We start from the raw sequence: 19,303 nt of genomic DNA, 5'->3' as shown, positions 1-19,303 counted from the left end.
TAACGAGCTAGTCAGGTGCCTTCAAGCGTCGTCCTGGCCACGATACCGAAAGTTGACAAAGCAACCCGTGCAAGCGCGCTGGTTGACAAAGGGACAGTCCCCTTGTCAACCCCGCGAAAACCTGAAAAAGGGACTGTCCCTTTTTCAGGTTTAGAGGGCGTCGCGGACGAAGGGCATGCTCATGCAGCGGGGGCCGCCGCGGCCGCGGGAGAGCTCGCTCGACGGCAGGACCACGAGCTCCAGACCCGCCTTGGCGAGCGCCTCGTTCGTGGCGGTGTTGCGCTGGTAGACGCAGACGCGGCCCGGCGCGATGGCGAGGGTATTCGACCCGTCGTTCCACTGCTCGCGCGCGGCAGCGACAGAGTCTCCCCCACCACAGCGGATGAGCTGGACGGCGGGCACGTGCAGGATGCGCGCGAGCACGCGATCGAGCGAGTCCGAGACCTCCTCGACGGCAAGCTCCCCCTCGTGGGCGCCGCGCGTGATGCGGAAGACCTGCATCGTGCCGAGGATGCCGGGATAGACCGTAAAGCGGTCATAGTCCACCTGCGTGAGAACCGTGTCGAGGTGCATGAACGCGCGGTTCTCCGGGATGCGCAGGGCGTAGACCTCCTCGACGGGGCAGGCCTCGTCCCAGATCATGCGGCATGCGAGCGTATCGATCGCCGCCGCCTCCGTGCGCTGGGAGATACCCACGCAGACCGTGTGCTCGCCCAGGACGAGGATGTCGCCGCCCTCGACGTGGTAGGCGAGGTCGCGGTCATACCACAGTGGCACGTCGCGGTACGCGGGGTGACAGGCGAACAGGAAGCGCCCGTAGATGGTCTCGCGACGACGCGTCACCTTGTACATGCGATTGAGGCACACACCGGGGCCCACCACGCTGAACGGGTCCCTCGTGAAGTAGAGGTTGGGCATCGGGTCGACGATGAGCTCCGTCTCCGCCTCCGCCGCGTCGCCGAGGATGCCTGCGAGCGTGGAGCCGGTGCCGCCACGCGAGGAGGAGCCGGGAACGAGGCCCGTACCCGGGACATAGCGGACGTCGAGCGGAAGGCAGAGCTCGCGCTTCGTAATGCCCGCCATCGTCTTGAGGACGAGCTCGTACGGATCCGCGATCGAGTCGAGCAGGCCACGGATGGCGGCGAGGGCGACGTTGTCATGCACGCCGCACTCCGCCAGGAACTGGTTGGTGAACTCCTGACGCGCCCCCGGCACGGCGGCGATGGCCTCCGCGACGAGGCGCTCGAGGTAGACGACCTCGACGCCCTCGTTACGGAGGAGGTTGGCGAAGTTGTCGTGTTCCTCCTGGGCGAGCTCGAGGAACGGCGTGTCGTCGAAGAGCAGCCTGTCGAGGTCGACCGGGATGAGGTTCAGGAGCTCGTCGCCAGGGCGGTGGAGGCACACGCGACGGAGCTGGCCGATCTCGCTCAGGACGGAAAGCGGCGAGGTGGACGCGCTGACGTTAGGGCTCGTAACGGCAGCCGTGCTCGCTAGCGTGACGGCCGCGCCCGCCACAGCGCTCGCCGCCGTGGGAGTGCCCGCCGCCGCGGCACCCGCACCCGTCATGACAGCGTTGTCCGCGGCCATGCTAGACCCTCTCCTTCTCAGCGGCAATCTCGGCGTCTAGCTCGCGATACTCCTCGGGAACATGGCCGTACTTGACCATAAAGGACTTGCAGATGGCCTCCGCCTGCTGGCGACGGGCAATCACGATGCCCATGCTGCCGCGGGCCTCGTAGGCATCCGCAATGCGCAGGAGCGCGTAGGTGACGTACTCCGCCAGGGAATCCGCGATACCGGAGAGTTCCATCATCGTAACGAGGGAGTCCGGGTCGAGCGAGAGCGCCGTCGCGCCATCGAGGTCGAGCAGGTTGCCCACGGCGTCTTCGAGATCGTGGATGGCATCAGGGTCCGCATCGAGCATGGCGGCACGCAGGCGCTTCGAGAGCACCTCTCCAAAACGCCTGGTCAACTCAACAATGTAGTCGCGCTGCAGCATACGAGCTTCCTCCTCTGAACAGTCATTCTTCAGATTCTATTCGTTTGGGCGGCAAAAATATGCGCGGATGGGCAACTACCACCTAGGCAACGCAAGCGCAGGACGCGAGGCGCCCGGCGGTCGAACGGGGGTGTCCGGCGGTCGAACGAGAACGCCCGGCAGACGCACGAGGGCGCCCAAGGGCACCAATGCGGGAGCGAGCGATGAGGGCACACCGCCGCGAGCGCGGGGCCGACCGATGCGGCGCCACTGCCGCGAGCGCCCGCGCCGCAAATAAACGGCCGCGCGCCGGCCCGAAGGCAAGCGCGCGGCAGAGAGCGGTTCTATGGCATGGCCCGCACGAAGCGCCTACACCCCGGGAGGCGGGGTGAGGCCAAGATGCTCGAACGCGGCGAGCGTGGCCTGGCGGCCCTGCGGGGTACGCACGATGAGACCACGTTGGAGCAGGTAGGGCTCGTAGACGTCCTCGATCGTCGAGGGGTCCTCGCCCACGGAACTCGCGATGGTGGAAAGGCCCACCGGCCTGCCGCGGAAGGTGCCCGCGAGCGCCTGGAGGATCTTCGTGTCCATCCAGTCGAGGCCAAGCTCGTCAATCTCGAAGAAGCTCATGGCCTCCGCCGCGACCTCTGCCGTAATGGCACCGGCGGCACGCACCTGGGCGTAATCCCTCACGCGCTTGAGCAGGCGGTTCGCCAGGCGCGGCGTGCCACGACTGCGGCTCGCGACCTCGAGCGCGGAGTCGTGGTCGATACTGACGCCGAGGATGCCGGCAGAGCGCTCCACGATCTGGGCGAGCTCCTCCACCGAGTAGTAGTCGAGCCTGAAGGAGATGCCGAAGCGGTCGCGCAGAGGACCCGTGAGCAGCCCTGTGCGCGTAGTGGCACCCACGAGGGTGAAACGCGGCACGTCGAGCCTGATCGACCGCGCGGCCGGGCCCTTGCCGATCACGATGTCAAGGAAGAAGTCCTCCATCGCGGGATACAGGACCTCCTCCACGTTGTGGTTGAGGCGGTGAATCTCGTCGATGAACAGGACGTCGCCCGCCTCGAGGTTGGTGAGGATGGCCGCGAGGTCACCCGTGCGCTCGATGGCAGGGCCGCTCGTGGTGTGGATCTTAGAGCCCATCTCGTTGGCGACGACCGAGGCGAGCGTCGTCTTGCCGAGACCCGGAGGGCCGGAGAAGATCACGTGGTCGAGCGGCTCATGACGGCTCTTCGCCGCCTCGATGAGGACGCGGAGATTCTGGCGCACGCGCTGCTGGCCGCAGTACTCGTCGAGCGTCTGCGGACGGAGCGTGCGATCAATCTCTAGGTCATCCGCCGTGAGGGATGACGTGACGGGCCTGGGGGCACCAGGCGCGGGCATGGACTCCGCGAACAGGTCACGCGAGGTATCCGCCTCCCACATTAGGCCCTCCTCCCCAGACGCTTGAGCGCGTACTGAATCGCGGCCTTGGTGGACGTGGCGCCGGCCTCCTCATGACCCTCGAGGGCAAGCGTCGCCTCCTCGCCAGTGAAGCCCATGGCGAGCAGCGCCGCCGTGACGTCCGCGTCAACGCCGGAGCCCGCGGCAGGAGCCGCCGCGACGACGCCACCACGAGCAGGGAGCGATGCCGCACTCGCCAGCGAGACGAGCGTGGGATCCTTGGAGAAGACGCTCTCGAGCTCGAGCAGAAGACGGCTCGCGAGTTTCTTGCCCACGCCCGGGACCGTCGCCATCATGCCCGCGTCCTCCGCCACGACGACGCCCGCGAGCTGCGAGGGCGTGAACGTGGAGAGGACCGAGAGCGCAAGCTTGGGACCCACGCCGGAGATGGCGCAGAGGCGATCGAACAGCGAGCGCTCCTCGCGGGAGGAGAAGCCGAAGAGCGTCATCGAATCCTCGCGCACGAGCATACGCGTGAGCAAGGTCACGCCGGGCGTGCCGGTCTCGGGCAGGCTCGACGCGGTGACGGCCGAGACGCCGAGCTCATAGCCCACGCCGTGGACATCGAGCACGACGGAGCTCGCCGTAAACTCAACCAAGGTACCGGTTAGCTGGACGATCATGCGCCCACCCTTCTATCGTGTTCCGAAGACGCCGTGAGGCCGGCGCGCGTGGCGGCGAGCCTGCGCGCGGCCTCCCCGCCCTGCGCGGCAGATGCCGCGAACGTGCGGGAGAGGTTGGCGTGGCACACCGCGGCGGCCAGGGCGTCCGCGCAATGGTCTGGCTTTGGATCATGGTCGAGCGCGAGGACGTTGCGCACCATGTACGTGACCTGGCGCTTATCCGCGGCACCCGTACCCACGACGGACTGCTTGATCTGCATGGGCGTGTACGACGCGACCTCGACGCCAGCCTGCGAGCACGCCACGAGGGCCGCGCCGCGTGCGTGAGCCGTGAGGATGGCGGAGCGCGTGTTCTGCCCGAAAAAGATGTCCTCGATGGCGACGGACGAGGGCTGGTAGCGCTCGATGACTGCCGCCAGCTGCGAGCATATTGCGCCAAGGCGCTCATGTAGCGGCTCCGACGCCTCCGAGTGGATGCAGCCGTAGGCGCGGGCACGCGCGACGGAACCGCGTGTCTCGATGACGCCCCAGCCGGTGTTTGCCAGGCCCGGGTCAATGCCGAGTACGATCATGCGCGCCTCCCCTCGCCGCTATTAGCGTCTCCCGATATCGAACATGGGTTCTATAGTAGCACGACGGAGCCGCGGCGCGAGGGGCGTGAACAAGAAGCCTCCGCGGCCATCTCGTGACGCGGAGGCTTCGGCAAAGACGCGCTGCCAGGAAGACGCGCTGCCAGGGCGATAGGCGCGCGCCACACAGATTAAAGCGCGCGGCCAAGCACACGAAAGTGCGCGAACCCCTAGTTGTCAGAGAAGAAGCCGTCGGGCCAGATGCCGCCACCCTGGCCGCCTTTGTCGCCGCCCAGCCCCTCGCGCATGCGCTTGCCGTCAGAAAGCTCCTGCAGGTAGCCCAGCGCCTCGTTCACGCGCGAGCGCATGGACGCCTTGGGTACCTCCGGGTCGTCGGCCATGAAAGCGATCGCAGACGCCGAGGCCGGGGTGTTCGGAGTCGCAAGCGAAGGTGAGGCTGCGGGCGCGAGCGGAGTTGTGGGCGCGTCCATCTTGGCTGCGGCATCGTAGACGCCCAGGTCATGCGCCACCCCAACAACCGCCCGGGTGAGCTCCCCCTCGTCGGGCATGTGGAGCGGCTCGGGACGCATGTGGTCACGCCAGACGTCCATCAGCGGCACCTGAGCCTCGGATAACGAGCGAGAGGAGAGCAACGGATACAGCGGCCCGTGACGACGCGCGAGCTCGCAGGCGCGCACGCGCTCGAGCAGACGTGCCGCGCCCTCCTCGCCCAGGCGGCCCTGGGCAAGCTCGGTAAGGCCGTAGCTGTGCTCGAAGTGCGCGAGCAGGCTGGCGTCAAGCTCGGACAGGCACTGCTCGTCAGTCTCCGCGATACCCTCGAGCCCCAGGTCGGCGGGGACGCAGAGGCGCTGTGCCGCGCGGGGGCAGATCACGGGAGAGACCGTGTTGCGGTAGCGCGCGAGACGCATGACGTCAGAACGGTAGATGTCTCCCAACGGCGCGAAGGCGGCCGCGCGGGCGGCAGGGGCGGGGTCATACGAGGAGGAGCCCACGGCAAGCTCGGTCTTATCGGCGCTTGAGAGCGTGAGGAGCTCGCCCGCACGGGCCCAGGCCCCCAGGCGCGCCTCGACGAGGCCACGCGCGAGGTCCTCGGTCTCGTTGCCGCCAAGGGCCACCGCGGCGCGCTCGACGTCGCGCGCCGCGAGCTCGTCCACATCGCGAATCTTGAGCGCGCGCACGACGCCGCGCGCGTCCTCGAGCTCCTCGCCCGCGCCGCACACGAGCGCGTGGACACGCATCGGGCCCACGGCGTCGACTGCGATGGCACACGTCACGCTCGAGGAGATGCTGCCGTCGCACACAACGGCGACACCAGAAAGGCCCTGCTTGTCACAGCGGTCGCGCGTCGCGAGCACACAGGCGTCCCACAGGATCCGCTCGCGGTCGAACGCGGGCGGCGCCACCGGATTCGCCAGCGGGCCCTCGCCCTTGACGTCGATGTCACATACGAAGACGTCCTCGGCAAAGCAGCGAGAGGCGGCCGCGAGCTCGCCCCACGGCGCCATGACGAAGGAGCCTCCCACGAAGGCCAGGTCGCCAAAGGCGCCGACGGCATTCGCGGCGACAATCCAGGCATCCGCGCCCTTGGCCTCCTCGACAAAACAGCCGTCCGAGACGGACGGGGCAAAGCAGGTCGCCTGCTCGTCAACGTCGTACCCCTCGAACGGCACGAAGCAGATGACGTCCGCGGAGAGACCTCCCGAGGCGAAGAGCTCGAGCTCGTCAAAGGTATAGGCCACGCCCACGTTGACGCCCGCGATCGAGACAACTGCCGGAGAGCCCGCGAGCGTGGATGCGGCCATACCGAGCTTTGGCTGGCCCGCGTTCGAGACGGCGCCCGCGATGGAGAGGGGAAGCACCGCGCCGTTGCGGATAAGCGCGGCCTCCGGCATGGACTCGCCAAGGCCACCCGCCACGAAGGGCACGATGGCGGGCGTCCTCAGGCGTTCCGAGAGAGCGCCCATGGCGGAGGAGAAATCGAGGATATAGCCAGGGCACTGCGCCAGCGACAGCGGGTCACAACCCATCATGACGGTCGAGGGGAAGACGATGAGATCCGCCCCATAGGCGTGGGCGACCGTGTCATAGGAGCACATCTTGTCCACGATGGCGTCGAAATCGCCGGGGGTGGTGTTCATCTGGGCAATGGCGACCTTCATTTGCATTCCTTCTCTCTGGGCGAGGCGTGCCACTTATCCTACCCGCTCGCAGAGCAACTCGATGCCCCGTTCCGTATCTCGGCAATGCGTGCAGGCGCGCTCGCGCAAGATCGCGCCCGCGGCGAGGATGTCTCCGGAGCAGCCAGACAGGTGCAGAACCGCAGCCCAGAGGGTCATGAAGGGATATCCGAGCACAAGCCCCAGCCCCAAGAGGGCGGCCGTGACCAAAACCGTAGGTGCGAGGAGGACCACGACGAAACGGGGCTTGGAGAGCACGAGGCCAGGGCATCCCGCATAGAGCATGCCCGCCTGATAGCCAAAGCTCACCCGCGTGCCGGGGCCGCCGAGGACGCGCATGAACAGCGCGTGCACAAGCTCGTGCACGGGGAGCGCCACGGCGGAGAGGGCAGCCATGGCAAGAGGCCACATCGCCGCGCCCCAATCGCCCGGGAGTGCCCGCATCTCCTCGATGACGCCGGTACCCGCCACGACGGAGAGCGCCACGGCGAGCGCAGCCCCGCCGATGAGGAGCCACGCGCTTGCGCGCACGAGGCGTTGGCACAGGGCGTCGTCGCCAAAGAAGTCGATATCGCCGAGGGTACGTGTGGGTGACCCCTCGGCGGCCGCGGCGGATTCGCGGGCCGCGGCGAGTTCGCAGGTCGCGGCGGGCTCGTCAAACACACCAGACCCACAGGACGCGACGGGCTCGTCAGCCGCGACAGGCATGCCGGGCGCAGCAGGCTTGCTTCCCTCCGCGGGACCGTCAAGGCGCAGCTCATAGACGTTCGTCCAGCCGGTGATGGGAAGGCCCTCGTAGGGGAACCACTGAGGCGCATGGAGCGTGAAGCCAAGCTCGCGGTAGAGGCGGTTCGAGAGGCTCTCCGGGCTGGTGTTGATGCGCAGGGCCTTGCAGCCTCGCGCGATGGCCTCGCGCGCGTACTCCGCGAGAAGCGCCGTCGCGACACCGCGGCCGCGAACGGCGGGGTCGGTCGCCAGCAGGTGGCAGGTCAAGAACTCACCCGAACCGAGCGGCTCCCAGTCAGGCTCGGCCCCTGGAAGGCCAAAGTCCCCATCGAGCGACATGGCGCCGAGGACCGCGGGGGCAGCGCCCGAGACATCGCCCTCCCCATGAGCGCCTGCTTCGCCCTCCCCCGCGTCGATGGCCACCCACGTAACCCCCTCGTGCAGACGGCGGCTCACGTCATCCGGGAGCGGCCAGAAGCCGCGCAGCCAGCCGCAGGTCTCCTGGCCAGGGACGTCGCAGGAATCGAGGAGATGGTCATACATGGCGAGGATCGCCGGCTCATCGACGAGCGTCGCTGGCCTCACGAGAACGTCCTCAACCCGAGAGGTGACGTGCGCCACGCCATCCTCGAACACCACCAGCGGCCGATGCCTGCGCACGGGCTCCGCCTCGTCCATGGCATGAGCGACGCGGCGCACGAAGGCGGAGGCGTCCTCCCCCTCCTCGCGGCACGCAACGGAGAGCACGCGATGCGGGCTCTTCTCGGTAAGGGAACGCGCGGCACGGGCGCCGGCATCCCCCGCCAGCAGATGCGCCTGGGTCACGCCGAGTGCGCTCATGGCCTCGGCGACATCCGGCCCCTCCAGCTCGCGCGCCTCGCAGGACACGGTCGCGACGCTTCTTCCAAGAGAGGCGAGGTCGCGAGCGGCATCCTCGGCAAACCCGTCATCGGCCAGCGCGACCACGGGCGCGGGCTCGTACGTCACGCCAAAGGGCGTCCCGGGAGCGTCCGCCACGCCCTCCGGGGCCTCGACGCGCACGCGCGCCGCCGCTCCGTCCGCAAGCGTCACCTTGATGTCTGCCGTCCTCGCCATGCCCATCCCCTCGGTAGTCGTCGCCTAGAAGGATACCCGCTCGCGCGCGGCAGCGCGAAAGGCCGTGCCAGCCGTAACGGAGCGGTTGCGAACGACGCGGCGCGACGGGCAAGGCAGGCAAACGCCCCCAAACGAAAGAGGCGGCCCCGAAGGACCGCCCCAGACGTCACGCTATGTCGCGAGCAAGTATTCGCGCAGGCGAGCCAGCGCATTCCGCGAGCCTCGCCCCGGCGGGCGCCCCACCCCCGCGGGGCACCCGCGTCCGCGCGCCCCTACTTCTCCAGACCGGACTCGCTGGCGTCCAGCGGCTTCTTCCAGAGGGAGAGGATGAGGCAGCCCACCACGGAGCCCACGAGGCAGGCGACGAGCCACATCGCGGGGTTGCCGATGACGGCGGCGACCCAGGCGCCACCGTGCGGGGCGGGGCTGGTGCAGCCAAAGGCCGCGGAGAGGCCGCCAGCGATGGCGGAGCCGATGATGCAGCTGGGCAGGACGTGGCCAGGGTCGGCGGCGGCGAACGGAATGGCGCCCTCGGAGATGAAGGAGAGGCCCATGATGTAGTTCACGAGGCCGGCGTTGCGGTCCTGCTTGGTCCAGCGGTTCTTGAAGAACGTGGTGGAGAGGGCGATGGCCAGCGGCGGAACCATGCCGCCCACCATGACGGAAGCCATGATGACCTGGCCGGTGGTGCCAAGGCCGGAGCTGGGATCAAGGGCGGCGGTGCCAAACACGTAGGCGGCCTTGTTGAAGGGGCCGCCCATGTCGACGGACATCATGCCGCCGAGGACGAGGCCGAGGACCACGATGTTGCTCGTGCCGAGGCCCGCAAGGAAGCCGTTGAGCGCGGTGTTGATCGCGGCGAAGACCGGGTTGAGCGCAAGCATCACGACGCCAATGGCGAGCGTGCCAAGGACGGGGTAGATCAGCATCGGCTTGATACCCTCAAGCGAGCTCGGGAGCTTGTCGCAGGCGCGCTCGATGCCCAGGGTGAGGTAACCGGCAGCGAAGCCCGCGAAGAGCGCCGCAATGAAGCCGCCGGAGACGAGTGTGGTCGCGTCGAGCGTTCCCAGGTAGGCGAAGTCATAGCCGGCCTTGGCGAAGAGGCCGCCGACGAAGCCGGGAGCAAGGCCCGGGCGATCCGCGATGGAGCTCGCGATGTAGCCCGCAAGGATCGGGAGCATGAGGCCGAACGCCTCGCCGCCGATGGTCTTGAACAGGGCCGCGGCCGGGATCGAGGAGCCGTAGGCCGAGGTGCCGAGGCCAGGCTGGTCAACGAGGAACGCGATAGCGGTGAGGATGCCGCCGCCGATCACAAACGGCAGCATGTGGGAGACGCCGTTCATGAGGTGCTTGTAGATCTTGTGCCAGGTCGACTCGCCGTCAGAGGTCGCGGCGGGAGCGGAGGCGCCACCGGCGTTGTGGTGGATGGGCGCGCGGCCCTCCATGACCTCGTTGATGAGAGCCTCGGGCTCGTTGATGCCACGGGAGACCGGACAGCTGAAGAGCGGCTTGCCGTCGAAGCGGGAGAGCTCGATGTTCTTGTCGGCGGCGATGATGACACCCTTGGCACCGGCGATGTCCTCGGCAGTGAGGACGTTCTTGGCGCCCGCGGAGCCCTGGGTCTCGACCTTGATGCGCAGGCCCATCTCCTTGGCCTTGTTCTCGAGGGCCTCGGCAGCCATGTAGGTGTGAGCGATGCCGGTCGGGCAGGCGGTGATGGCGACGAGGTCATAGCCTGCGGCGTCAGCGGTGGCGGTCTCGGCGGCCTTCGCGTTCTCGGCGGCAAGCTTGGCGTCCTCGGCGGCGTCGATGACGGCGAGGAGCTCCTCCGAGGTCTTGGCGGCGCGGAGGCTGTCGCAGAACTCCGGGTCCATCAGGAGCATCGAGAGGCGCGAGAGGACCTCGAGGTGGACGTCGGCCTTCGTGTCGGGCGCGGCGATGAGGAACATGAGCGTGGTGGGCAGGCCGTCCGGCGCGTCGTAGTCGACGCCCTCGGGCAGCGTCATCGCGGCGAGCCCCGGCGCGGAGACGGCAGCCGTCTTGGCGTGAGGAATCGCAATACCCTCGCCAAGCGCCGTGGAACCGAACGACTCGCGTGCATGAACGGCCTCGGTGTAGGCGTCGACGTCGACGACGTTGCCCTGGGTCTCCATCAGCTTGACGAGCTTGGCGATGGCGTCGGCCTTGTCAGACGCGACACCCCCGATCTTGACAGCCTCAGGCTTGAGCAGACTGGTGATTCTCATTACTCAACCTTTCTCTCCCGGGCGCATGCCCGGACGATATTCGCAACACCAACTCGCAGGAACGGTGCGGCATGACAGAAGGGCCGGAGCGCCGCGCGCGAGCGCGAGGGAGAGGGGCGCTCCGGCAAGGAGGAGGATTGACGGAAGGAGACTAGCGAGAGCCGGCCATGAGCGCCTCGACCTCGGGACGCGTGGCGAGGTGGTCGGAGAAGGCACTGGCGGAGCCGCTGGCGAGAGCCATGCGGAAGGCCGTCTCATAGGAGCCGGTCTCGATGAGACCGGCGAGGAAGCCGGCGACGCTCGAGTCACCCGCACCCACGGAATTCACGACGGTGCCCTTGGCGGCGGGGCTCTGGAAGACCTGGCCGTCGGCCGCGACGAGTACGCCACCCTCGCCCGCCATGGAGACGAGCACGTTCTGCGCGCCAGCCTCCTGCATGCGCTTGGCATACGGGACGACCTCGTCGCGGGTCTTGAGGGTCACGCCGTAGATGTCGCCCAGCTCGATGTTGTTGGGCTTCACGAGGAAGGGCTTATAGGGAAGGACGCGCGTGAGCAGGTCGCGTTCGGCGTCGACCACGATACGGACGCCGCGGCCGTCGAGGCGCGCCATGATGCGCTCGTACATGTCGCCGGGAAGCGCGTTGGGCACGGAACCCGAGATGACGAGGGTGTCGCCCTCGCCAAGAACGTCGAGCTTGGCGTAGAGCTCCTCGATGTTCTCCTCGGTGATGAGCGGGCCCTGGCCGTTGAGCTCGGTCTCCTCGTTGCTCTTGATCTTGGCGTTGATGCGGCTCATGCCCTCGGCGACCTCGATGAAGTCAGCCGAGACGCCAGCCTCGCTCACGCGACGGGCGATCTCGGCGCCGGTGAAGCCGGCGAGAAAGCCAAGGGCACGGGAGGCGTGGCCGAGGTTGCCCAGGACGATGGAGACGTTGATGCCCTTGCCACCGGGGAGAACCTGCTCGTAGGTGGTGCGGTTGATCACACCGAGGCGCATGTCGTCCACGCGGACGATGTAGTCGAGCGAGGGGTTGAACGTTACGGTGCAGATCATGCGGATACCTCCACGACGTTGGAGAGGGCAGAAATGGCGGGGTCAACGGCGCCGCAGGTGACGAGCGTCGCATCCTCGAAGCGGGAGAAGGTGACCGGCGTCACGACGCCGATCTTGCTGGCGTCTGCCAGGACGAAGCGCTCGCAGGTGTGCCTCATCGACTCGAGCTTGACCATGGCCTCGCTCGCGTCCGGAGTGGTGAAGCCCTGCTCAACCGTGGCGCCGTTTGCACCCCAGAAGCCCTTGGAGAAGTTGTAGCGAGAGAGCGCGTCGAGCGCGCCGGGGCCCACGATGGCCTCCGTGCCAGCCTTGACGTCGCCGCCGATGACGATCGTGCGGGCGCCGCGGTTGGCGAGCGCGAGCGCCAGGGAGACGGAGTTGGTGACGAAGGTCGCGAGGCAGGCACTCTCGGAGAGGTGCTCAACGATGGCCTGCGTGGTGGAGCCGGAGTCAAGGTAGACGAAGTCGTCCGGCTGGATCTGAGCTGCTGCCCAGGCGGCCAGCACGTGCTTCTCGGACGTGTGGAGGTCGCGCTTCTCGGCCATGGTGGGCTCGACGGCGACGAAGGGCGCGGGTGTGAGCGCGGTCTCGACGCTGGCGGCGCCGCCGTGCACCTTCACGAGAAGACCGGCGCCTTCGAGTCGATCGAGGTCGCGGCGAATCGTGGACTCTGACGTGTCGAACAGGTTGGCGAACTCCGCGACGGAAACGGTGGCGTTCTCCGCGACCATTTCGACCATGCGCTGGCGACGTTCCTCGGCGAGCATGACGCTCCTTCAGCCGGCTCTAGCCGTGGGGCCTGAGTGCCCGCGGGCCTGAGCTTTCGCATCTTACAATGCGTACTATTGCACACTTCTGCGCAGATTTGAGCAATAGTGTGCAAACTCACGCAAAAGCGAGCGTGAGTGGTCGATTTTAAGCGGCGAACGGTTGGTTGAGGCGGCACGGCGCGCTCGATTGCAACGCTTTTGACTCAAAATGAAGCCACGCGCGAACGCAGCAAAACCGCCGCCCAAAGGAAAAGTCGTCAAGTAGGGGCCTGATTGGCGACTCGCAAAGTAGACCACCAACGTGCAAACTATTCACCTGCATGTTTTAAATCTAAACTTGGAGCCCTACTTCAGGTGACTCGTTTCAGGCCCCTACTTCGCGGGTAATTTGGAAATTGGGTCCTCTGCGGACTTGGAAATTGGGTCCTCTGCGGACTTGGAAATTGGGTCCCCTGCGGACACTTGCCTACTTCATGCGCGCGTTGAGCTCCCCCGCGAGCTCGTCGAGGGTCACGCCGTAGCGCTCGAGGGTCACGAGCAGGTGATAGACGAGGTCGCCCGCCTCATAGCGGATATGGTCGTGGTCATCGTCCTTGCATGCCATGATGACCTCGCTCGCCTCCTCCGCGATCTTCTTGAGCAGCTCGTCCTCGACGTCCGTGAGCAGACGGGCCGTGTAGCTCGTCTCGGGCGAGGCGTCTCGGCGGGCATGAATGGTCGCGGCAAGGCCCTCGAGGGTCTCGCCGATGTTGCCGGGTTGGACGTTCGCGGTGCGCACTCCCATGGTTAGTCCTCCTTGGAGACGGTCTTGAAGAAGCAGCTGCGGTTGCCGGTGTGGCACGCCGGGCCCGGCGAGTCCACCTTCGCGAGCAGTGTGTCGTTGTCGCAGTCAGCCCAGAGCTCGCGAAGCTGCTGCATGTTGCCACTCGTGACGCCCTTGTTCCAGAGCTTCTGCCTGCTGCGGCTCCAGAACCACGTGGTGCCGCGCTCGAGCGTGAGACGCACGGACTCCTCGTTCATCCATGCCACCATGAGGACCTCGCCGGTATCCCACTGCTGCACCACGCAGGGGATGAGCCCCTGGGAGTCGTACTTGAGGCTTGCCGGATCCACGACTTCGACCATGCTAGAAATCCAATCTCACGGGGATGCCCTGGCTCGCCATGTACTCCTTGACCTGACGGATGGAGAACGTCCCGAAGTGGAACACACTCGCGGCGAGCACCGCGTCAGCCTCGCCCTCGATAATGCCCTCGGCGAAGTGCTCGAGCGTGCCCACGCCGCCGCTCGCGATGACGGGGATGGGCACGGCACGCGCCACGGCGCGCGTGAGCGCGAGGTCGAAGCCCTCCTTGGTGCCGTCACGATCCATGCTCGTGAGCAGGATCTCTCCGGCGCCGCGTCGGGCGGCCTCCTCGGCCCACTCGACGGCGTCGATACCGGTCGCCTTGCGGCCACCCGCGACGTAGACCTCCCACTTGTCGGCTCCGGGAGCACCCGGGGTACCCACACGCTTCGCGTCAATAGCGCAAATCACGGCCTGGCTGCCAAAGGCGCGCGCCGCGGCGGTGATGAGCTCGGGGTTCTTGATGGCGGCGGAGTTGAGCGAGACCTTGTCCGCACCGGCCGCGACCATGCGGCGCATGCCGTCGAGGTCTCTAAAGCCTCCACCCACGGTGTAGGGAATGGACAGCTCGCCGGCCGCGCGGGAGGCCATGTCGATCGTGGTGGCGCGGTTGTCGCTCGTCGCCGTGATGTCGAGGAAGACCACCTCGTCCGCGCCCTCGCGGTCATAGGCAGCAGCGAGCTCGACCGGGTCTCCGGCATCGCGCAGGTCGACGAAGTTGACGCCCTTGACCACGCGGCCGTCCTTGACGTCGAGGCAGGGGATGACGCGCTTGGTGAGCATTAGGCATCGCTCCTCTCGGGACGGGCGGATGCGGGGGCGTCGCCGGTAGCGCCCTCGGCGGGCACGACGGCGTTGCTCTCCCCCGTCTCCCCGTGAGCGGCGGCAAGCGCGTCTGCCAGGGAGAAGTTGCCCTCGTAGAGGGCACGGCCCACGATAGCGCCTTCAATCACGTCATCACCCGCGGCAGCGAGGGCGCGGATGTCGTCCAGGCTCGTGATGCCTCCGCTCGCCACCACCGGGAACCCCGCGAGGCCGGCGACGCGGCGATAGGCGTCCACGTCGATGCCCGTCTGCATGCCGTCGCGGGCGATGTCGGTGAAGACGAGGTGGCGGAACCCCTGGCCGCGCAGCTCCCCCACGACCTCGTCGAGGCTGCGGGAGATGCCGTCGCGCCAGCCGTTGACCTTGACCTCGCCGTCCCTGGCGGCGACGTCCGCCACGATCAGGCCGCCAAAGCCCCTGGCCACGACCTCGGCAAACGCCGGCTCGCGAACGAGCGCCGTGCCGAGGGCGATGCGCTTGGCGCCCATGTCGCGGAGCTCGTCGATGCGCGCGAGGGAGCGCACGCCACCGCCCACGTCGACGGACAGACCCTCGACGGCGCAGATGGCGCGGATGGCCTCGTCGTTGGCGGCGCAGGCCTGATCGTCCTCCTCGAAGGCGCTCGAGAGATCGACGACGTGGACCCACTCGGCGCCCTGCTCGAGGAAGTGACGAGCGACGGCGGCCGGGTTGTCTGAGTAGACCTTGCAGCGAGCGCGGTCGCCGCGCTCGAGGCGGACGACCTTGCCGCCTATGAGGTCGATTGCTGGGAACAGGATCATGCGGCAGGCTCCTTTGCGACGCGAACGGGCGCTGTGCTCGCGCCCTTCACGATGGAGACGAAGTTGCGGAGAATCATAAGGCCGGTGGCAGAGCTCTTCTCCGGATGGAACTGGCAGCCAAAGACGTTGTCGCGCCAGGCCACGCACGGGAAGCTCCGGACGTAGTGGGTGCGGGCCGCCACCTGGGACGCGTCCGCGTCGTCCGCCACGGCGTAGGAGTGCGTGAAGTAGACGTTCGCGCCCTCGGGCACGCCGGCAAGCAGGGGACAGTCCCTCCCCTCCTCCGTCACGTGGAGCTGGTCCCAGCCCACGTGCGGAACCTTGAGGCGCGCGGACTCGAGCCTGGCAACGGAGCCGGCGAGCACACCGAGGCCCGGCGTCCAGGGGCCGCCCGCCGCGTCAGCGGTTTCCACGGACGCGTCAGCCTCGGCCGGCACACCCTCGTCACCACGCGCGCACAGGAGCTGCAGGCCCAGGCAAATTCCGAGGAACGGCACCCCGTGGCCGATGGCCTCGAGCATCGCCTCGTCCTGACCACTCTCGCGCATGAACTCGATCGCGTCATAGAACGAGCCGACGCCGGGAAGCACGAGACCGGCGGCGGCGCGGATGGCCGCCGGGTCGTCGCTGATCACGACATCGTCCCAGCCCGCGCGCATGAGGCCGCGCCGAACGCTCGAGAGGTTGCCCTTGTGGTAGTCGATGACGACGATCGCGCTCATCAGAGGCTTCCCTTCGTGGACGGCACGCCGACGACGCGCGGGTCGAGCTCGCACGCGAAGCGAAGCGCGCGACCGAAGGCCTTGAACGCCGCCTCGATGATGTGATGCGAGTTGGAGCCCGCAAGCTCGCGAACGTGCAGCGTCAGGGCCGCGTCGCGTGCGAAGGCGATGAAGAACTCCTCGGCGAGCTCGGTGTCGAACGTACCCACCTTCTGCGTGGGCACGGGAAGATCGACGTAGGCCTGCCCGCGTCCGGAGACGTCGATCGCCGCCTGGACGAGGGACTCGTCCATCGCGATCGCGACGTCCGCGAAGCGCGTGATACCCGCCTTGTCGCCAAGGGCCTCGCACACGGCCTGGCCCAGGACGATGCCCACGTCCTCGACCGTGTGGTGGTCGTCGACTTGGGTGTCGCCGGCAGCACGGACCGTAAGGTCGAACAGGCCGTGGCGACCGAAGGCGCAGAGCATGTGGTTGAAGAAGCCCACGCCGGTCTCGACGTCGACCTTGCCGGAGCCGTCAAGGTCGATCGTGATCGTGATATCGGTCTCGCCAGTCTTGCGCGAGACGGTCGCAGACCTAGTCATCCTGGTCCTCCTTATTGGTTGCGCAAGCGGGCTCGTTGCCTGTGGCGACCGCGCGGGCGGCCTCCTCGGGCACGATTTCAGAGAGCGCTTCGATAACGGCGTCGTTCTCCTCCGGCGTGCCCACCGTGATGCGGAGGCAATCGGCGAGGCCCGGCGCATAGCTGAAGTCCCTCACGAGAATCGAGCGCTCGTCGCGCAGGCGCTCGCGGACGCGGCTCGCGCCAGCCATGCGCGCGAGAACGAAGTTGCCCTCGCTCGGCCAGACGCGCACGCCCTCGACGCGCGCAAGCGACTCGTACACGTGTGAGCGCTCCGAGACGATCTTCTCGACCGTGGCGTCGAACTCGGCGCGGGCGCGCACGGCGGCGAGCGCCGCGGCCTGCGTGAGCACGTTGACGGAGTAGATCTGGCGCACCGCGGCGAGCGCGTCGATGACGTCAGGCGCGGCGATGACGTAGCCGCAGCGCGCGCCCGCAAGCGCGAAGGCCTTCGACAGCGTGTGGAGCACGAGCAGGTTGTCATGCTCGGCGAGCAGCGCCTCGGCGGAGGTGCCAGCGGCGGCGAACTCGCCATACGCCTCGTCGACCATCACGAGGCCCGGGCATGCGTCGCATACGCGCGCAACGAGCTCGAGCGGAGCGACGTCGCCCGTGGGGTTGTTCGGGCTCGTGAGAATGACGAGGCTTGCCTCCCCCGCGGCCGCCACGAGCTCGTCCGCCTGCGGAAGGAACGTCTCGGGGTCACGCCAGACGTCGTGCACGCCGGTCTGAGTGAGCGAGGCGAAGAACGCGTACTCCGAGAAGGTCGGGGGAACGTTCACGAGCGTGCGACCCGGCCCGCCAAAGGCCAGCAGGAAGTTGTAGAGGAGCTCGTCTCCGCCGTTGCCCGCGATGACGTTCTCGCGCGCGACGCCGTGCCACGCGGCGAGCTCGTCGCGCAGGTCGTTGCTCATCGGGTCCGGATAGCGGTTCGTGGGCGTGGCGGCGAGCGCCGCGTCGATGAGCGCGCGGGCGGGCGCCGGCACGTCATAGGTGTTCTCGTTGGCGGAGAGGTTCACGTGCGTGGGCGTGAAGTTGGGATCATAGGGCTCGAGCGTGCGGAGGTGAGGCTGGACGAGCGCCTTGACGCGCTCTGAGAGCTGGGCCATGGTCACTCCTCCCCATCGTAGCCGGGCAGATACGGAACGCCGGGAGCGTCGAGGTCACGAGGCCACGCGCAGCGCATGGCACCTTCGCAGGCAGCGGCGGGATCGGCGAACTTCTCGGCACCCTCCGCCAGGAGCTTCCTGCGCATGCCCACCGAGAGGGCGTGCGCCCAGAGGCCCTCGGACTGGGCGATCGCCTGGACGGCGGGGCCGTCGGCCGCGAGGCCCGCGGGGGTGTAGGAGATGACGCTGGAGCGCTTTACGAAGTCATAGACGCCAAGCGGGTTCGAGAACTTCGCGGTGCCGCCCGTGGGCAGCGTGTGGTTGGGGCCGGCGACGTAGTCGCCCAGCGGCTCCGAGCTCCACGGGCCCACGAAGATGGCACCCGCGTTCTCGATCGAGCCCAGAAGGCCCATGGCGTCCGCGCAGTGAAGCTCGAGGTGCTCGGGCGCGACGACGTTCACCGCGGCGACCGCGTCAGCGAGCGTGTCGCAGGACACGATGACGCCGTGGTCCAGGCTCGCGCGCGTGATCTTTTCGCGCGGGCTCTGGGAGACGAGGCGCTCGATGGCGCCCTCTACGGCGGAGGGAAGCTCCGGCGCGTCCGTCACGAGGTAGCAGGTGGCCATGGGGTCGTGCTCGGCTTGGGCCATGAGGTCGGCCGCGACGACGACGGGGTCCGCCGTGGCGTCGGCCAGGACACAGACCTCGCTGGGGCCGGCGACCATGTCGATGCCCACGTCGCCCATGACGTAGCGCTTGGCGGCGGCAACGTAGGCGTTGCCCGGGCCCGTGATCTTGGCGACGCGCGGAATGGTCTCCGTGCCATAGGCGAGCGCGGCCACGGCCTGGGCGCCGCCGACGGCATAGACCTCGTCGACTCCGGCGATCTTGGCCGCGGCGAGGGTGTAGGCGGAAAGCGAGCCGTCGCGCTGGGGCGGGGTCACCATGACGATGCGGCGCACGCCGGCGACCTTGGCCGGGACGGCGTTCATGAGGACGGTCGAGGGGTACTGCGCGCGGCCGCCCGGGACATAGATGCCCACGCTCGGCAGCGGTGTCACCTTCACGCCAAGGATCGTGCCATCAGCGCGGGTCGTGAACATCGACTGGGATACCTCGCGCTCGTGGAAGTCACGGATCTGCGCGTGCGCACGCTCGAGCGAGGCGAGAAACTCCGCGTCAACCATCGAGGGGGCGGCGTCGAGGAGCTCGTCCGGCACGCGGAAGGTCGCCGGGCAGCTGCCGTCGAACCTCTCGCAATAGGCGCACACCGCGGCGTCGCCGTTCGCGCGGACGTCGTCAACGATCGCCTCCGCGGCGTCCATCACCTCGCGAGGAAGCGCGCCAGAGCGCTTGATGTCCTTCTCGGTGAGCTCTCGCCCACCGGTGAGGTCGACTCGAATCAT

At 67.9% G+C, this 19,303-nt stretch carries 18 protein-coding genes; all 18 read right to left on the bottom strand.

The window, feature by feature from the left end; all coding sequences use genetic code 11:
- Positions 1-150 precede the first annotated feature (150 nt).
- The 18 genes from Q0H23_RS05275 to hisD all read right to left on the bottom strand — a co-directional run bounded on the left by Q0H23_RS05275 (position 151) and on the right by hisD (position 19,303).
- Positions 151-1,587, bottom strand: a complete 1,437-nt coding sequence (locus Q0H23_RS05275) for an arginine deiminase family protein (protein WP_293836385.1) — start codon at positions 1,585-1,587, stop codon at positions 151-153.
- A 1-nt stretch (position 1,588) separates the two neighbouring features.
- A complete protein-coding gene (locus Q0H23_RS05270) occupies positions 1,589-1,999 on the bottom strand; it encodes a hypothetical protein (protein WP_293836383.1) in 411 nt (136 codons plus the stop codon).
- A gap of 348 nt (positions 2,000-2,347) precedes the next feature.
- Positions 2,348-3,406, bottom strand: a complete 1,059-nt coding sequence (ruvB, locus tag Q0H23_RS05265; protein WP_293836381.1) for a Holliday junction branch migration DNA helicase RuvB — start codon at positions 3,404-3,406, stop codon at positions 2,348-2,350.
- Entirely contained in the window at positions 3,406-4,047 is a 642-nt protein-coding gene (gene ruvA / locus Q0H23_RS05260; protein ID WP_293815932.1) for a Holliday junction branch migration protein RuvA, read from the bottom strand. Before ruvA ends, ruvB begins: the two co-directional genes overlap by 1 nt.
- A complete protein-coding gene (gene ruvC, locus Q0H23_RS05255; protein ID WP_293815934.1) occupies positions 4,044-4,619 on the bottom strand; it encodes a crossover junction endodeoxyribonuclease RuvC in 576 nt (191 codons plus the stop codon). The genes ruvA and ruvC overlap by 4 nt, the downstream gene beginning before the upstream one ends.
- A gap of 227 nt (positions 4,620-4,846) precedes the next feature.
- Complete coding sequence (locus tag Q0H23_RS05250; protein WP_293836379.1) at positions 4,847-6,796, bottom strand: hypothetical protein; 1,950 nt, start codon at positions 6,794-6,796, stop codon at positions 4,847-4,849.
- Positions 6,797-6,829: 33 nt separating this feature from the next.
- Positions 6,830-8,635, bottom strand: coding sequence for a GNAT family N-acetyltransferase (locus tag Q0H23_RS05245; RefSeq protein ID WP_293836377.1), 1,806 nt, complete (start codon positions 8,633-8,635; stop codon positions 6,830-6,832).
- Between the two features lie 272 nt (positions 8,636-8,907).
- Positions 8,908-10,881: a fructose-specific PTS transporter subunit EIIC gene (locus Q0H23_RS05240; RefSeq protein ID WP_293836375.1), complete on the bottom strand. Its 1,974-nt coding sequence runs from the start codon at positions 10,879-10,881 to the stop codon at positions 8,908-8,910.
- A gap of 151 nt (positions 10,882-11,032) precedes the next feature.
- Entirely contained in the window at positions 11,033-11,938 is a 906-nt protein-coding gene (pfkB, locus tag Q0H23_RS05235) for a 1-phosphofructokinase (protein WP_293836373.1), read from the bottom strand.
- Positions 11,935-12,705, bottom strand: a complete 771-nt coding sequence (locus tag Q0H23_RS05230) for a DeoR/GlpR family DNA-binding transcription regulator (protein ID WP_293836371.1) — start codon at positions 12,703-12,705, stop codon at positions 11,935-11,937. Before Q0H23_RS05230 ends, pfkB begins: the two co-directional genes overlap by 4 nt.
- Before the next feature lie 469 nt (positions 12,706-13,174).
- Positions 13,175-13,492, bottom strand: coding sequence for a phosphoribosyl-ATP diphosphatase (hisE, locus tag Q0H23_RS05225; RefSeq protein ID WP_293814651.1), 318 nt, complete (start codon positions 13,490-13,492; stop codon positions 13,175-13,177).
- A 2-nt stretch (positions 13,493-13,494) separates the two neighbouring features.
- Positions 13,495-13,833 (bottom strand): phosphoribosyl-AMP cyclohydrolase, encoded by a 339-nt coding sequence (hisI, locus tag Q0H23_RS05220; RefSeq protein WP_293836369.1) that lies wholly within the window; start codon positions 13,831-13,833, stop codon positions 13,495-13,497.
- A gap of 1 nt (position 13,834) precedes the next feature.
- Complete coding sequence (gene hisF, locus Q0H23_RS05215) at positions 13,835-14,617, bottom strand: imidazole glycerol phosphate synthase subunit HisF (protein ID WP_293836367.1); 783 nt, start codon at positions 14,615-14,617, stop codon at positions 13,835-13,837.
- Positions 14,617-15,441 carry a HisA/HisF-related TIM barrel protein gene (locus Q0H23_RS05210; RefSeq protein WP_293836365.1) on the bottom strand — a complete coding sequence of 275 codons (825 nt, stop codon included), beginning with the start codon at positions 15,439-15,441 and terminating at the stop codon, positions 14,617-14,619. The genes hisF and Q0H23_RS05210 overlap by 1 nt, the downstream gene beginning before the upstream one ends.
- Complete coding sequence (gene hisH, locus Q0H23_RS05205; RefSeq protein ID WP_293836363.1) at positions 15,438-16,163, bottom strand: imidazole glycerol phosphate synthase subunit HisH; 726 nt, start codon at positions 16,161-16,163, stop codon at positions 15,438-15,440. Before hisH ends, Q0H23_RS05210 begins: the two co-directional genes overlap by 4 nt.
- Positions 16,163-16,750, bottom strand: a complete 588-nt coding sequence (gene hisB / locus Q0H23_RS05200; protein WP_293836361.1) for an imidazoleglycerol-phosphate dehydratase HisB — start codon at positions 16,748-16,750, stop codon at positions 16,163-16,165. Before hisB ends, hisH begins: the two co-directional genes overlap by 1 nt.
- A complete protein-coding gene (gene hisC / locus Q0H23_RS05195) occupies positions 16,743-17,897 on the bottom strand; it encodes a histidinol-phosphate transaminase (protein WP_293836359.1) in 1,155 nt (384 codons plus the stop codon). Before hisC ends, hisB begins: the two co-directional genes overlap by 8 nt.
- Before the next feature lie 2 nt (positions 17,898-17,899).
- Positions 17,900-19,303: a histidinol dehydrogenase gene (hisD, locus tag Q0H23_RS05190; protein WP_293836357.1), complete on the bottom strand. Its 1,404-nt coding sequence runs from the start codon at positions 19,301-19,303 to the stop codon at positions 17,900-17,902.

It is taken from the genome of uncultured Parolsenella sp. (assembly GCF_934660935.1).
Lineage (GTDB): Bacteria > Actinomycetota > Coriobacteriia > Coriobacteriales > Atopobiaceae > Parolsenella.
Note: the sequence above shows the minus strand (reverse complement) of the source record. Positions and strands in the feature narration are given on the sequence as shown.

Bases quoted from the DNA above. Each gene is read 5' to 3' on its own strand.
- Q0H23_RS05275 (WP_293836385.1), bottom strand. From the start codon at position 1,587: ATGGCCGCGGACAACGCTGTCATGACGGGTGCGGGTGCCGCGGCGGCG.
- Q0H23_RS05270 (WP_293836383.1), bottom strand. From the start codon at position 1,999: ATGCTGCAGCGCGACTACATTGTTGAGTTGACCAGGCGTTTTGGAGAG.
- ruvB (WP_293836381.1), bottom strand. From the start codon at position 3,406: ATGTGGGAGGCGGATACCTCGCGTGACCTGTTCGCGGAGTCCATGCCC.
- ruvA (WP_293815932.1), bottom strand. From the start codon at position 4,047: ATGATCGTCCAGCTAACCGGTACCTTGGTTGAGTTTACGGCGAGCTCC.
- ruvC (WP_293815934.1), bottom strand. From the start codon at position 4,619: ATGATCGTACTCGGCATTGACCCGGGCCTGGCAAACACCGGCTGGGGC.
- Q0H23_RS05250 (WP_293836379.1), bottom strand. From the start codon at position 6,796: ATGAAGGTCGCCATTGCCCAGATGAACACCACCCCCGGCGATTTCGAC.
- Q0H23_RS05245 (WP_293836377.1), bottom strand. From the start codon at position 8,635: ATGGCGAGGACGGCAGACATCAAGGTGACGCTTGCGGACGGAGCGGCG.
- Q0H23_RS05240 (WP_293836375.1), bottom strand. From the start codon at position 10,881: ATGAGAATCACCAGTCTGCTCAAGCCTGAGGCTGTCAAGATCGGGGGT.
- pfkB (WP_293836373.1), bottom strand. From the start codon at position 11,938: ATGATCTGCACCGTAACGTTCAACCCCTCGCTCGACTACATCGTCCGC.
- Q0H23_RS05230 (WP_293836371.1), bottom strand. From the start codon at position 12,705: ATGCTCGCCGAGGAACGTCGCCAGCGCATGGTCGAAATGGTCGCGGAG.
- hisE (WP_293814651.1), bottom strand. From the start codon at position 13,492: ATGGGAGTGCGCACCGCGAACGTCCAACCCGGCAACATCGGCGAGACC.
- hisI (WP_293836369.1), bottom strand. From the start codon at position 13,833: ATGGTCGAAGTCGTGGATCCGGCAAGCCTCAAGTACGACTCCCAGGGG.
- hisF (WP_293836367.1), bottom strand. From the start codon at position 14,617: ATGCTCACCAAGCGCGTCATCCCCTGCCTCGACGTCAAGGACGGCCGC.
- Q0H23_RS05210 (WP_293836365.1), bottom strand. From the start codon at position 15,441: ATGATCCTGTTCCCAGCAATCGACCTCATAGGCGGCAAGGTCGTCCGC.
- hisH (WP_293836363.1), bottom strand. From the start codon at position 16,163: ATGAGCGCGATCGTCGTCATCGACTACCACAAGGGCAACCTCTCGAGC.
- hisB (WP_293836361.1), bottom strand. From the start codon at position 16,750: ATGACTAGGTCTGCGACCGTCTCGCGCAAGACTGGCGAGACCGATATC.
- hisC (WP_293836359.1), bottom strand. From the start codon at position 17,897: ATGGCCCAGCTCTCAGAGCGCGTCAAGGCGCTCGTCCAGCCTCACCTC.
- hisD (WP_293836357.1), bottom strand. From the start codon at position 19,303: ATGATTCGAGTCGACCTCACCGGTGGGCGAGAGCTCACCGAGAAGGAC.